Source organism: Candidatus Accumulibacter phosphatis (assembly GCF_012939955.1).
Taxonomy (GTDB): Bacteria; Pseudomonadota; Gammaproteobacteria; order Burkholderiales; family Rhodocyclaceae; genus Accumulibacter; species Accumulibacter delftensis.
The window spans coordinates 1-13,056 of sequence record NZ_SPMY01000036.1 but is presented as its reverse complement, the minus strand read 5'-3'; the positions used below and the strand labels follow the sequence as shown (position 1 = coordinate 13,056).

Sequence of the window (13,056 nt, the reverse complement as noted above, 5' to 3'; positions counted from 1 at the left end):
CTGCGTTCCGATGAACCAAATCATGCCATCGTCGAAGGCGCTCGACCTCGCCCGACAGGTTCTGCGCATTGAAGCCGACGCCGTGATGGCCTTGGCTGAGCGCATTGATGGGGCCTTTGTGCAGGCGCTGGCACTGATTCTCAATTGTCACGGTCGGGTGATCGTCAGTGGCATGGGGAAATCCGGTCATGTTGGGCGCAAGATCGCTTCGACACTGTCAAGTACCGGCACCCCCGCATATTTTGTCCATCCTGCCGAAGCAAGTCACGGTGATCTCGGGATGATCACCCGCGACGATGTGCTGATCGCCATTTCGAACTCGGGTGAAAGTGCCGAACTGCTGATGATCGTGCCGATCATCAAACGCCTCGGTGCCAAGCTGATCAGCATGACTGGAAACACCCAGTCGTCGCTGGCCGTCGAGGCCGATGTGCACCTCGATGCGGCGGTCGCGCTGGAAGCCTGCCCGCTAAATCTGGCGCCGACCGCCAGCACCACTGCGGTCCTCGCCCTTGGCGACGCGCTGGCGGTGGCGTTGCTCGATGCGCGTGGCTTCGGGGCCGAAGATTTCGCTCGCTCACACCCGGGCGGCAGCCTCGGTCGTCGCTTGCTGACGCACGTTCGCGATGTCATGCGGGCCGGATCGGCGCTGCCCGAAGTCGTTCCCACGACCCGCGTGCCGGATGCTATTCTCGAGATGTCGCGTGGCGGCATCGGCATGACCGCGGTGCTCACTCCCGAACGCCGGGTGATCGGCATTGTCACTGACGGCGATTTGCGGCGCGCCTTTGCCAAGGGCCTCGATTTGCGATCGCTCGTGGTGGCCGATATCATGGGTCAGAAGCCGCGCGCTATCGGTCCGGACCACCTCGCGGTTGAAGCGGTTCAAATGATGGAGCAGTACAAAATCAATCAGCTGCCGGTCGTTGATGAAAGCGGCATTTTGCTTGGCGCGCTCAACATGCACGACCTCTTCAGGGCGAAGGTCATCTAATGGCTGTTGACAGCGCCGCGCTGCCGCCCTTGTTTTCATTTGGTCGGTCAGGGGAGTGCGGGCAATGAAGCAATGGAGCAGCGCAATGTTGCCGCTCAGTATTATGCTGATTCTCGCGGCGCTGACCTTCTGGCTACGCTACGTCACCGATTTCACCGAAAAACCGGGCGATGGCAAGCTTCGCCACGATCCTGACTTCATCGTCAATGGGGCGGCATTGCGCAAGATCGGCGCGTCGGGAAGCCTGGAGTACACGCTGATCGCCGACGAGATTCGTCATTATCCCGATGACGATACGACGCGCATGGATAGGCCCAAGCTTGTTTACCTGCATCCGACGAAACCGCCGGTGACCATCAGTGCCGTACACGGCGTGATGGGCCCGAAAGGTGAAAGGGTGGATCTCAGCGAGCAGGTCGAAGTGCACCGTGCGGGTAGCGACAAGAACCCGCCCTTGCTCGTCGAGACTGCCGAATTGACCGTGTTTACCAGTGAAGAAAAGGCGTCTACCAAAAGCCATGTGCTGATCACGCAGGGCAACTCATGGGTGCAGGGGGTCGGTATGCAGGTCGATAACAAGTTGCAGACGTATTTGCTGGAATCCCGGGTCCGCGGGGAATTAGAAAGCCATTCGGCCAAGAAAAAGAAACCACAGACATGAAAAAGACATTTCGCCTGGCCTGCACGAGCGTCCTCCTGGTGCTCTTGTCGATGTCCGCTCAGGCCGAGCGCGCGGACAGCGGGAAGCCGGTTTTGCTCGAAGCCGACCGCATGAGCATCGATGACCTCAACAAGGTACAGGTCCTCGAAGGCAACGTGATCCTCACCCAGGGTACCCTGCAGATTGTTACCGATCGCCTGGTCGTCATCCAGGATGCGGATGGTTTCCAGAAGGGTACGGCTTTCGGAGGGGCGGGCGGGCTTGCCCGCTTCAAGCAGAAGCGCGAGGGGAAGGACGATTACATGGAAGGCGAGGCCGAGCAGATCGACTACGACGCGCGCGCTGACAAAAGCGAACTCTTCAGGCGTGCCTGGGTAAAGAGTGGGCTCGACGAAGTCCGCGGCGCCTACATTTCCTATGACGCTCTTAATGAGAAATACCTTGTCACCACCGGCAGCGGTGCGACCAAGAGCGCCACTGGCGCCAGCCAGGCGCGGGTGCGAGCAATCATCCAGCCGCGTGGCAAGAACGCGAATCCTGAGGCGCAGAACGGCGCGCCGCTGACCCTTAGGCCTGCGCCAGCTGGCAAGTAGCGCGCCGAAAGCGCTCCCTGGCCACACGCGCAGACGTTGGGCGGCGCAGCAGAAAAAAGCCTTTTCCGGTTCCCGTGAAGTGCTACAAATACGACGGAAACCCATATAAACCAGATATGTACAGAATTTGCTGCGGCGCACAAAAAAAACTCTTGACAAGTTTTGGCAAGCGTCTATAATTCTGCTCATGGTGCAGTGCAGCAAACGATCCGGGTGCCAAGAAGGGCGGGATCAATGAGTTTGACATTGCACGTGTTGTGCCCCCATTTTTTTAGGAGATTGACCATGTTTACCAAACCCGAGCAATTCGCCGCCGCCAACAAAGCTTCTGTTGATGCCATGCTGACCCTTGCCAATACTGCTCTGGCGAGCGCCGAGCGCATCGCTGCGCTGAACCTGAATACCGCTCGCTCGATGCTCGAAGACGGCGTTTCCAATGCCAAGGCAATGCTCGGTGCCAAGAATGCACAAGAGCTGTTCTCGGTGCAAGCTTCGCTGGCCCAGCCGAACCTCGAAAAGGCCGTGGCCTACACGCGCAGCGTCTACGAGATCTCCGCACAGTCAAAGGAAGAAGTCTCCAAGCTTCTCGAAGCGCAGTTTTCCGATTTCCAGAAGCAGGTCTTTACGCTGATGGAACAAGCCGCCAAGAGTTCACCGGTCGGTTCTGATGTTGCCCTTTCCGCCGTCAAGTCAGCCATCGCTTCGGCGACGTCGGCCTTCGACAGCATGAACAAAGCTGCCAAGCAGGTTGCTGACATCGCCGAAACCAACGTTGCCGCGGCGACCAACGCAACGGTCAAGGCGGTTGGCGCCACCGCCGCGGCTGCCAAGAAATAGGATTCTGGCTGCGTCTTGACTATCTACGGCGGGAGCAGAGACGCAGCGTGTCGCTGCGTTTCTGTACGCGCCTCATTACTGCCAAACACGGAGATATACACATGAACACCATCGATCTCGAAAAGCTGGCCGAAAGCCAGAAAGCCAACGCCCAAGTCATGATGACCCTGGTGCGCACGGCCTTCCACGGCATGGAGCAACTCTCTGCCCTCAACCTTGCCGCCAGCCGTGAGCTGTTCAACAACAGCGCCAGCGGTGCGCAGCAGTTGATGGACATCAAGGATCCTGCGCAATTGAAGAGCCTTGCCGGTTCAATGGCCCAGCCCAATGTCGACAAGCTTCTCGAGTACTCGCGCGGCCTCTACGATCTGTCCGCCAACATGCAGCGCGAAATCACGTCGGTGATGGAGCAGCAGTACAGCAGCATGGCCCAGAAAGCGGCCGGCCTGGTTGGCACGGGCGGCGTTCCCACGCCGATCGCCGGTGATGTCTTCGGTGCCGCCATGAAGCAGATGATGAACGCTTCGAGCACCGCTTTCGAAAACATCTCGCAGATGTCCAAGCAGATGACCGAAATCGTCGACACCAATGTCAAGGCCTTGAGCGCCGCCACGACCAAGGCCGCCTCAGCGCTGACCCCAAAGGCGTAGGTCAGTAGCCGCCCTTGGCGGCTGCACGGGGGACCCCGGCTATGGCCGGGGTTTTTTCGTCTACGGCCGCCGCGTTGCCTGTGCTGTTAATGTGAAAGTCGCGCAAGCGACTCACGAAACTCCCTTCTCCCTCGCGGGAGAAGGGCCGGGGGAAGAGGGGGGACGGTCATGACTTTCAGCATCCGGGGGTATCTCGACTGTTATGACCGTTAGTGCGGTCGCTGTCGTCAGCGGCGGCGCTCTATGGCCGCCACTGCCAGTCGATGCCGCGCCGCTCGACCTCCAGGCGGATACGACTCATCGCCTGATCGACCAGCGCGTGCTCGCCTTCGACGCCCAATTCGAGGTGCCGCCTTTGTCCGTCCGGCGATATTGACGGCAGGCTGAACAGCCGCAGCGTCGGGAAGTCGGCGACGATTTCTTCCATCAGATCGAGCAGCGCACTCTCATAGCTGTTGGCACCCGTCAGCAGGAATGCTTGCTCAACGCTCGCCAGGCAATCGAAAAGTTCGCTATAGAAGGTTTCGAGTGCCCATTCGACCATCGGATGCGCCATCTGCGGAAATCCGGGCACGAAGTAGTGATCGCGAATGCGAAAGCCCGGGATGCGATTGAACGGGTTCGGAATGATGTCCACGCCGCGCGGGAAAGTGCCCAGCAGCAGGCGAACATCGTTGGTCTGGTCGCCAAAACGGGCGCGGATTTCGCGTTCCGCATCGGGATGCAGAACCAGATCGACGCCGAGCGCTTCCGCCGCGGCCTGCCGCGTCCGATCGTCGGGCGTGTTGCCGATGCCGCCAAAGCTGAAAACCACGTCGCCAGCGGCCAGGCTGCGGCGCAGCGTGGCCGCGATACGTGCGCGCGTGTCGCCCAGGTATTCGACCCACGACAGGCGCAGCCCACGCGCGGCGAGCAACTCGGCGACCTTGGCAAAGTGCTGGTCGACGCGTTTGCCCGACAGGATCTCGTCGCCAATGATCAGCGCCCCGAAGCTCCTCATTTCACCTCCTCGATTTTTGGCTGCTCGTCGATCACCGCCACCAGCGCGCCTTGCCGCAAACCCCGCAGCGCTTCAAGACAGAAGTGCGAATAGGCGAGTGCTGCCAGCGTGGGTGTCAGCAGGCCGAGCAAGGGGATGTGCGCCAGAAGGGCCAGAGTGACGCCGAGCACCAGTAAGGGGATGCCGTGCTCACGCCTGAGCACACGCCATTCCTGGTCGGTGGCGTGTACGGTGAGCGCATCGAAGGCAAAAGTGCGCCGTGTCAGCCAGGCCATCCACAGGATCGGCAGCACCAGCCCCAGCCCGGGCACCAGCCATAGCGGCAGGGTCAGCAGCATGCCGACAATGTACAGCAGCAGCGCAGCGACACTGTTCCAGGCCCCCGCGACGACGCTGTCCTTGCCGACTCGTGCCAGTTCGGGGTAGTCGGCCAGGGCGACATGATTGAGCAGCAGTGGCATCACGAAAATCGCCGCCAGCAGCATGGCGGTGACGAAGGCCGCCGCGAGAATCAGCAGCCAGCCGCCGAGCACGGCGCCGAGCTTGGCCAGCCATACCGCTCCCCAGCCAGCCAGCCAGGTCATCGGCGGCTGCTCGACGAGGGTCGCAATCAGGCTTTCCAGCGCGAACACCATCAGCGCGATCCAGATCACCAGCGCCACCGCCGCCGGCCCGAAGAACAACAGCCAGACGCGTCCACGCCCAAGCGTGCGCAGGCTGCGTCCCAGCGCAAGAACAATTTCAGTCACTTAGTCACCCTCCATCTATTACGATCTGATGATCGTTTGGCGATCACTGGATACCCTCCCACATCTTCTGCAGCCGCTTGCTCGACACCGGCACCGGTGTGCGTAGTGCCTGCGCAAAGAGGTGCACACGCAATTCCTCAAGCAACCAGCGGAACTGTTCGACCTGCGCGTCGCTGACCCCCTGCTTGGCCAGCACGGTTGCGCGTCGTTGATAGGCGGTCGCTAGCGGCAGGTACTCCTCGGCCAGCAGTCGGGCGTCGCGAGCCGCGCCATGGGCGCCGCCGGTCTTCAGCTTGTCCAGGCGCACGGCGATGGCGTTCAGATAGCGCGGATATTGTTGCAGACGTTCGAAAGGCGTGTCGACCACGAAGCGCTTGCCGATCAGCCGCGCCAGTTGCCCCTCGATGTCATGGACGGTGCTGCCGTAGGCCTTGAACGCCGGCAGCTTCTTGTGCAGCGCCAGCCAATCGCCGAGAATCTGGCCGACCAAACGGCATATCTCCTGCGCCAGCAAGGCTAGCCGCGGCTTGGCTTCCACACAGCGGGCGTTGAAACTCGCCGCGTCGGTCGGCCAGGGCTCTTTCAGACAGGCGCGCGTGAAAGTCAGCTCCAGCAACTGTCGTCGCAGTTCGTCGAGGGTGCCCAGTGCCATGAACTGCATCGCCATCTGGGTCAGCCCCGGCAGGTTTTTCTCCAGATGTTTGATCTGCTCGCGAAACTGCAGCATGAACAGTCGCAGCAGTCCCCGCGAATGCGCCTGCAGCGCCTCCTCGGGCGAATCGAAGACGCACACCGAGACGCTGTCGCCGTCGTCGGTCAGTCCCGGGTAGCCAAAAACCGTCTGGCCACCGCCGACCTCGACTTCAATCAGCTCGGCCAACTCGCCGAAACTCCAGTCGGTCATTCCCGAAAACTCGGCGGGTGTCTCGTGCAGCTCGGCGAACTCCTGCTTCGCCTCGCGTCCCCACTCGCTGCGCAGTTCGCTCAAGCTGCGACTCAGGCCGAGCTGGCGGCCGTTTTCGTCGACCAGGCGAAAGTTGAAGCTTAGATGTGCCGGCACCGCGTCGGGGCGAAACGCGTCGGGAGTGACGTCCCAGCCGCGCGCGTTCAGCCCGCGTGTTTGCAGGATGAAGTGGACCAGTGCGCTGACCAATGGCTTGTCCGTCGGCGGCAGCTGCTCGACGAACTCGCTGGCGAAGTCAGGCACTGGCACCAGCTTGGCGCGAATCCGTTGCGGCAGCGTTTTTACCAGCTGCTGCACCTTCTCCTTGAGCAGCCCCGGCACCAGCCATTCGCAGCGTGCGGCGGGGATCTGGTTCAGCTGCGCCAGCGGCAGGGTCAGAGTCACGCCGTCGCGAGCGCTGCCGGGTTCGAAGTGGTAGGCCAGCGGGTAGTCGACGCCACCCAGTTGCAGTTGATGCGGAAAAGCCTCGCTGGTGATGCCGGCGGCTTCGTGGCGCATCAAGTCCTCTCGCACCAGGTGCAGCAAGCGCGGTTGCTCGCGCTCGGCGGCGCGCCGCCACTTGTCGAAGCTGGCGCCGCAGTAGATTCCCTCGGGGATGATCTGGTCGTAGAAAGCGAAAATCAGTTCGTCGTCGACCAGTACGTCGGGTCGGCGCGACTTGTGCTCCAGGGTCTCGATATCGAGCACCAGTTGCTGATTGTTATGGAAAAAATCCCAGCGCCGAGCGAATTCTTCACTGACCTCGCCGGCGACCAGGGCGTCGCGGATGAAAAGTTCGCGTGCTGCCGGTGGGTTGAGCGGCCCGAAGTTCACCCGTCGGCGTGGATCGACGACGATGCCGTACAGCGTGATGCGCTCGAAAGCGACCGCCTGCATCGCTTTCTTCTCCCAGTGCGGGTCGAAATGGCTGCGCTTGAGAAGATGCGCACCGACCACTTCCAGCCACTCCGGCTCGATGCGAGCGACGCAGCGGGCGAACAAGCGCGTGGTTTCGCTGATCTCGGCGGCGACAATCCACTTGCCGGCCTTCTTCTGCAGGGCCGAGCCGGGATGGATCAGCATCTTGATGCCGCGTGCACCAAGGTAATGCGCCGCATCTTCCGCTTTGCAGCCGATGTTGCCGAGCAGGCCGGCGAGCAGCGCGCGGTGGACGGCGTCGTAGGTCGCCGGAACCTGGTTCACCCGCCATTTCTGTTCGGCCGCCAGGGCCTGTAGTTGGCCGTGGATGTCGCGCCATTCGCGCATGCGCAGCGCCGAGAGGAAGTGCTCGTGGCAGGTCTGCACCAGCTTGCGCTGCGACTTGCGATGTTCGACTTCGATCTGGTACCAGTCCCACAGCTTCAGCCAGCCGAGGAATTCGGATTTCGGGTCAGCAAACTTGCGGTGTGCGATGTCGGCGCTGCCCTGTTTGTCCTGCGGTCGCTCGCGCGGATCATGTACGCTCAGCGCGGCGGCAATGATCAGGACTTCGCGCAGGCAGTCTTCGTCGCGGGCGGCAACGATCATTCGCCCGACGCGCGGGTCGAGCGGCATCGTCGCCAGTTCCTGGCCGGTTGGTGTCAGCGCATTTTCGCTGGTCACCGCGCCGAGTTCGAGCAACAGCTGATAGCCGTCGCCGATGGCCTTGCGCGGGGGCGCCTCGAGGAAGGGGAAGTCCTCGATGTCGCCTAGACGCAGCGCCTTCATGCGCAGGATCACCCCGGCCAGCGACGAACGGAGAATCTCCGGTTCCGAATACGCCGGGCGGAGCGCAAAATCCTGCTCTTCGTAGAGGCGGATGCACACTCCGGCCGCGACCCGCCCACAGCGCCCGGCGCGTTGATTGGCCGAGGCCTGCGAGATTTTCTCGATCTGCAGTTGCTCGACCTTGTTGCGGTAGGAATAGCGCTTGATGCGCGCCAGGCCGCTATCGACGACGTAGCGGATTCCCGGCACGGTCAAGGAGGTTTCGGCAACATTGGTCGCCAGTACGATGCGTCGGCCAAGGTGCGGCCTGAAAATCCGTCCCTGCTCTTCGCTCGACAGGCGGGCAAAGAGCGGCAGAATTTCGGTATGCGGCGGGTGATGCTTGCGCAGCGCCTCGGCGGCCTCGCGGATCTCGCGTTCGCCGGGCAGAAAGACCAGCACATCGCCCGGTCCGGCACGATCGAGCTCGTCACAGGCGTCGACGATCGCGTCGCAGAGATCGCGCTGGTCGTCACCGCGCTCGCTGCGCCCACCACTGTCGCCGCCAGCGCTGCCCGTTTCGCCGTCCTCGTCTTTCTGCATCGGTCGATAGCGCAACTCCACCGGATGCAGTCGGCCCGAGACCTCGATGACCGGTGCGTCGTCGAAGTGCTGGGAAAAACGCTGGGCATCGATCGTCGCCGAAGTGATGATCAGCTTCAGATCGCGGCGTTTGGGCAACAGCTGTTTAAGGTAGCCGAGCAAAAAGTCGATGTTCAGGCTGCGCTCGTGCGCCTCGTCGATGATCAGCGTGTCGTACTGCTCGAGCCCGGTGTCGCCCTGCGTCTCGGCGAGCAGGATGCCGTCGGTCATCAGCTTGATAAAGGCATCGGGTGTGGTGCGGTCGCTGAAGCGGATCTTGTAGCCGACCAGTCGCCCGACTTCGCTCTGCAATTCCTGCGCGATACGCACCGCGGTCGACCGCGCGGCGATCCGGCGTGGTTGCGTGTGACCGATCAGGCCGGTGGTGCCGCGACCGATTTCCAGGCAGATCTTGGGGATCTGCGTTGTCTTGCCCGAGCCGGTTTCGCCGCAGACGATGAGTACCTGATGCTTGGCAATCAGCGCCGCAATCTCGGCACGCCGCCGATTGACCGGCAGATCGTCGGCAAAGACCGGCGTCGGCAGGCGCGCCCGCCGCGCGGCCACGGCGGCGCGGGACCTCTCTATCAGGTTGTCGAGCTCGGCCTGCAGCGCGTCGCGCTTGGCGCCGAAGCCGTGCCGCAAAGCGCGCGTCAGTGCGCGCAGCTGACGCTGGTCGAGTGCCAGGCAGTCGGCGAAAGGATTCTGCGGAGGGCGTGCGGTACGGGCGCTGGTAGGGGTCATCGGTCAGGAAAAGCGGGGTGCTGGCAGGGGCTGTCGGAGTGCTTCGAGCACAGCGCACCAGTGCGCACAGAACAGCATAGAAATTGTGCGCCGCCGCGGCGCCCTATAAGGGGCGCCATTTTACCCCAGAGCGTCGAGCGGACTGTGTACTACTGCACTGCGGCATGGCCCTGGTGCACGCCGCCGTTGAGCGGTCGCGTGCCGCGGAAGAATTCGAGACCCCGAAGCGTGCCGTTTCGCAGTATGGTTGCGGCTGAATTTTCCAACGGGAGAACGTCGATGTCACGGCAAGGCACGACGCCAATCAACGGCGTGCTCAGGGAGCTGAAAATCTTCGCCCGACGGCCGAACGATTGCCAGGAAGCGGCATGAAATCCGACTTTGCGATGGTGCTTTCATGCCTGCTGTTCGCTGCCTCAGCGCTTGCTGCGCCTGCTCCCTGGTACCTCTGGCGCAGCCAGCTTGATGGTCAGGTATTCTGCGCCCAGACGCCGCTAGGCGCCGCTTGGCAGCGGGTCGGCGGGCCGTACCGGGATGCGCGCTGCGAGAACGCGGGTGTGCCCGGCAAATAGTCGTTGGCCGCATCTTTCCTGCGAACTTTCCTTGACCGGAGTGAGTCGGATGACGGGGCGCAAGCCGGGATTCGGCGGTCGCGATTCACGATCAACCTAACGGTCATGACAGTCGAGATACCCCGGATGATGAAAGTCATGACCGTTTTCCCTCTTCCCCGGCCCTTCTCCCGCAGCTTACCTTTTCCCAGATCTCCGCTGGACACCGTAGCAACTTTTCGCTATGGTTTCGCCTATGGATATGGCGAAGCGGCTGTGGGAAGGTGATGCTCTGGCGTACGTACGGGAAATGGCCGCGCGTATCGGCATGACGCGCACGCGCTTGTCGCAAGTCGTTTGCGAAGCCTTCGATTTTCGGGACCCCTTGGGGCGCTTGCGCGAGATGACGTGTCGCAAAGTTCTGGCGAAGATGGCAGCGCGGGGGGATGTCGTTCTGCCGGCGACGCAGCGCAGCATTCCAGCGCGAGGAGCGCTGGCCGTGGTGGAGAGCGGCGCGGTGACCTGCGAGTTGGCCGAACTGGGTCGGGTCGAGCTGGTCGACGTTACCGGCGAGGCAGCGCTGTCGCCGGTGTGGAATGGCCTCATGGACACTCACCACGAACTGGGCAGTGGCCCGTTGTGTGGCGCACAGTTGCGCTATCTGATTCGCTGCGAGCACTTCGGCTGGCTCGGTGGTCTGGCCTTCTCGGCGGCCGCCCGCCGTCTGGCAGACCGAGAAGCCTGGCTGGGCTGGAGCGAGGACGAGCGTCGTGAGCAACTCCAGCACGTGGCCTGCAATTCGCGCTTTCTCATTCTTCCCGGGATTCGCGTGCCCAACCTGGCTTCGCATGTGCTTGGCTTGGCCGTCCGACGCTTGGTCCGTGACTGGCCGAAGCGTTACGGTATCGCCCTGTGGGCGCTCGAGACCTTCGTTGCCCCGCCGCGTCTGGGCACGAGCTACCGCGCCGCGAACTGGCGCGAGGTCGGGGAAAGCCGCGGTCGTGGCCGGCAGGACGGCCAGCATACGGCCGAGCGGACAAGGAAGCGGGTGTTTCTCCATCTCATCGAGCCGCGCCGCTTTCCGCGTGCCGGACCGCCCGCGGCACCAGAGACCGATTGGGCTGCCGCGGAGTTTGCGGGCCTTGAACTGGACGCGCGTTTGCAGCGTCGTACAGTGGCCCTGGCGCGCCGCTTTCAGGCCCGTCCGACGGCTAGCCTGCCGCAGGCCTGCGAAGGCCACCTGGCCGAGCTCAGAGGCGCTTATCGCTTGTTCCAGCACGAGAAGGTCACCATCGATACCCTGCTTGCTCCTCATTATCAGGCCACCCAGGCACGCGCTGCCCAGGAACCGCTGGTCCTGGCGGCCGTCGACAGCTCGGCGTTAAATTACTCGGCTCATCCGGCCACCGACGGGCTGGGACTGATCGGCACGACGGTCAATGGGCCGGTCGGACTGTGGCTGCATGAGACCCTGGTCTTTACGCCCAGTGGCGTCCCGCTCGGGCTGATCGACGTCCAGCATTGGCGGCGTGACCCGGCGGAGCATGGCAAGAAGCGCACGCGCAAGAAGCGGCCGATCGAAGAAAAAGAAAGCGGCAAATGGCTCAAGAGCTTCGACCGGATAGAGGCCGCCCAGCGCGCTTGTCCGCAAACCCGATGGGTGATGGTCGCCGACCGCGAGTCGGACATCTATGAATTCTTTGTCAAGGCCAGCGACGCCACGGCCGGCGTGCTGGTCCGGGCGCAGACAAACCGCCATCTGTGCTCGGACGAGCAGGCGCATCTGTGGCCGGCCCTGGCCGCCGCGCCGGTCGCCGGAACCTTCACCGTGCAAGTCGCGGCCGGCAATGGCCGGCCAGCGCGCGAGGCCACCCTCACCGTGCGTGTGCAGGCCGTCACCCTCAAACCGCCACGCGACCAGACGCGACTGGGAAACGTGCCGGTGTCGGCCATCTGGGCGCACGAAGAACATCCGCCCGAGGGCAGCTCTGCCCTGGAATGGATGCTGCTGACCACCGTGCCGACCCATACCTTCGATGAAGCCTGTAGCCGTATCGAGTGGTATTGTCGCCGCTGGGGAATCGAGATTTATCACCGCACGCTGAAAAGCGGCTGCCGCATCGAGGACCGCCAACTCGGCTCGGCCAAATCACTGAAGGCCTGTCTGGCGATCGACATGGTCGTTGCCTGGCGGATCTTCCACCTCGTCCATCTCTCCCGCCAGCACCCCGACTTGCCCTGCACCACCTATTTCGATGACGATCACTGGAAGGCGCTCTACGGCTTCGTTCACCGCACGCCCATCCCCCCGGATACGCCACCGACTCTTCATCAAGCGGTGCAAATGGTCGCTCGCCTCGGCGGTTTCCTCGGCCGTAAGAGCGACGGCGAACCGGGCGCTCAAGTCCTCTGGATCGGCATCCAGCGACTCGATGACCTGACCAGCATGTACCGCGTCTTCGCTACACCTCCACCACAAGCTCCTTGAGCCCCGCGCCAACCCATGCCAAGTCACCTTACAGCCCAGCGTAATAACAACTCGCTACCGTCTGTTGGCACGATGTGGGTAAGGGTAAGCTCCCGCAGGGGGAGAAGGGAGTTTCGTGAGTCGCATGCGCGACTTTCACATTAACGGTCATTGCAGTTGCGGCCGCCCCGGATCATGAAAGAAAATTCGAGTTGGGAAGCGATGGGTAGAGGTCGCGCAAAGCTTTGGCGGCTCGACCCCGAACTTTAACGTGACCCGCTGAACCGACTCGTACCCCGGATTGCTGCCATCGAGCGCACACATTAAAAGGGCCGTTGGCGACCTGTCGCCTTCAGGCAACTTCGGTTCTGGCACCCACCGCCTCCCGCTTTCAAGTTTATTGCGAAAGGAGACGGTATGGAACTGGTTCCGATCCACAAGCGGGTCATTGGACTCGACATTCATCAAGCCCAGATCACGGCGTGCGCGATCATCGAGGAATCGGGCGGCGAGACACGCATCGAACCAACGGCAATTTG

At 62.6% G+C, this 13,056-nt stretch carries 10 protein-coding genes; 7 read left to right on the top strand and 3 right to left on the bottom strand.

The annotated features are described in order from the left end of the window. The first annotated feature begins 10 nt into the window (after positions 1-10). From E4Q23_RS13125 to E4Q23_RS13105, 5 genes are all read left to right on the top strand, one after another. Positions 11-994 carry a KpsF/GutQ family sugar-phosphate isomerase gene (locus E4Q23_RS13125; RefSeq protein ID WP_169067049.1) on the top strand — a complete coding sequence of 328 codons (984 nt, stop codon included), beginning with the start codon at positions 11-13 and terminating at the stop codon, positions 992-994. Between the two features lie 64 nt (positions 995-1,058). Further along, positions 1,059-1,655 carry an LPS export ABC transporter periplasmic protein LptC gene (gene lptC, locus E4Q23_RS13120; protein WP_169067048.1) on the top strand — a complete coding sequence of 199 codons (597 nt, stop codon included), beginning with the start codon at positions 1,059-1,061 and terminating at the stop codon, positions 1,653-1,655. Then, a complete protein-coding gene (lptA, locus tag E4Q23_RS13115; protein WP_169067047.1) occupies positions 1,652-2,248 on the top strand; it encodes a lipopolysaccharide transport periplasmic protein LptA in 597 nt (198 codons plus the stop codon). Before lptC ends, lptA begins: the two co-directional genes overlap by 4 nt. Before the next feature lie 285 nt (positions 2,249-2,533). After that, positions 2,534-3,085, top strand: coding sequence for a phasin family protein (locus E4Q23_RS13110; RefSeq protein WP_211203755.1), 552 nt, complete (start codon positions 2,534-2,536; stop codon positions 3,083-3,085). Between the two features lie 101 nt (positions 3,086-3,186). Then, positions 3,187-3,735: a phasin family protein gene (locus tag E4Q23_RS13105; protein ID WP_169067046.1), complete on the top strand. Its 549-nt coding sequence runs from the start codon at positions 3,187-3,189 to the stop codon at positions 3,733-3,735. Between the two features lie 241 nt (positions 3,736-3,976). Here the strand turns inward: E4Q23_RS13105 and E4Q23_RS13100 are convergent, their stop codons facing one another. The 3 genes from E4Q23_RS13100 to hrpA are packed head-to-tail and all read right to left on the bottom strand — an operon-like array spanning position 3,977 to position 9,499. Then, the gene (locus E4Q23_RS13100; protein ID WP_169067045.1) at positions 3,977-4,735 is read right to left on the bottom strand and encodes a competence/damage-inducible protein A; all 759 of its coding nucleotides are present in this window, start codon (positions 4,733-4,735) and stop codon (positions 3,977-3,979) included. Continuing rightward, positions 4,732-5,484 (bottom strand): EI24 domain-containing protein, encoded by a 753-nt coding sequence (locus tag E4Q23_RS13095; RefSeq protein ID WP_169067044.1) that lies wholly within the window; start codon positions 5,482-5,484, stop codon positions 4,732-4,734. Before E4Q23_RS13095 ends, E4Q23_RS13100 begins: the two co-directional genes overlap by 4 nt. A 43-nt stretch (positions 5,485-5,527) precedes the next feature. Next, a complete protein-coding gene (gene hrpA / locus E4Q23_RS13090) occupies positions 5,528-9,499 on the bottom strand; it encodes an ATP-dependent RNA helicase HrpA (protein ID WP_169067043.1) in 3,972 nt (1,323 codons plus the stop codon). Between the two features lie 368 nt (positions 9,500-9,867). Here hrpA and E4Q23_RS13085 point away from each other — a divergent pair, with 368 nt between their 5' ends. Beyond that, on the top strand, positions 9,868-10,071 hold the full coding sequence (locus E4Q23_RS13085) for a hypothetical protein (protein ID WP_169067042.1): 204 nt from the start codon (positions 9,868-9,870) through the stop codon (positions 10,069-10,071). A 235-nt stretch (positions 10,072-10,306) separates the two neighbouring features. Next, the gene (locus E4Q23_RS13080) at positions 10,307-12,538 is read left to right on the top strand and encodes an IS4 family transposase (protein ID WP_169067041.1); all 2,232 of its coding nucleotides are present in this window, start codon (positions 10,307-10,309) and stop codon (positions 12,536-12,538) included. The last annotated feature ends 518 nt before the right edge of the window (positions 12,539-13,056 follow it).

What these genes read in the sequence shown, in the direction of transcription:
- E4Q23_RS13125 (WP_169067049.1), top strand. Translation starts at nt 11, where the DNA reads ATGAACCAAATCATGCCATCGTCGAAGGCGCTCGACCTCGCCCGACAG.
- lptC (WP_169067048.1), top strand. Translation starts at nt 1,059, where the DNA reads ATGAAGCAATGGAGCAGCGCAATGTTGCCGCTCAGTATTATGCTGATT.
- lptA (WP_169067047.1), top strand. Translation starts at nt 1,652, where the DNA reads ATGAAAAAGACATTTCGCCTGGCCTGCACGAGCGTCCTCCTGGTGCTC.
- E4Q23_RS13110 (WP_211203755.1), top strand. Translation starts at nt 2,534, where the DNA reads ATGTTTACCAAACCCGAGCAATTCGCCGCCGCCAACAAAGCTTCTGTT.
- E4Q23_RS13105 (WP_169067046.1), top strand. Translation starts at nt 3,187, where the DNA reads ATGAACACCATCGATCTCGAAAAGCTGGCCGAAAGCCAGAAAGCCAAC.
- E4Q23_RS13100 (WP_169067045.1), bottom strand. Translation starts at nt 4,735, where the DNA reads ATGAGGAGCTTCGGGGCGCTGATCATTGGCGACGAGATCCTGTCGGGC.
- hrpA (WP_169067043.1), bottom strand. Translation starts at nt 9,499, where the DNA reads ATGACCCCTACCAGCGCCCGTACCGCACGCCCTCCGCAGAATCCTTTC.
- E4Q23_RS13085 (WP_169067042.1), top strand. Translation starts at nt 9,868, where the DNA reads ATGAAATCCGACTTTGCGATGGTGCTTTCATGCCTGCTGTTCGCTGCC.
- E4Q23_RS13080 (WP_169067041.1), top strand. Translation starts at nt 10,307, where the DNA reads ATGGATATGGCGAAGCGGCTGTGGGAAGGTGATGCTCTGGCGTACGTA.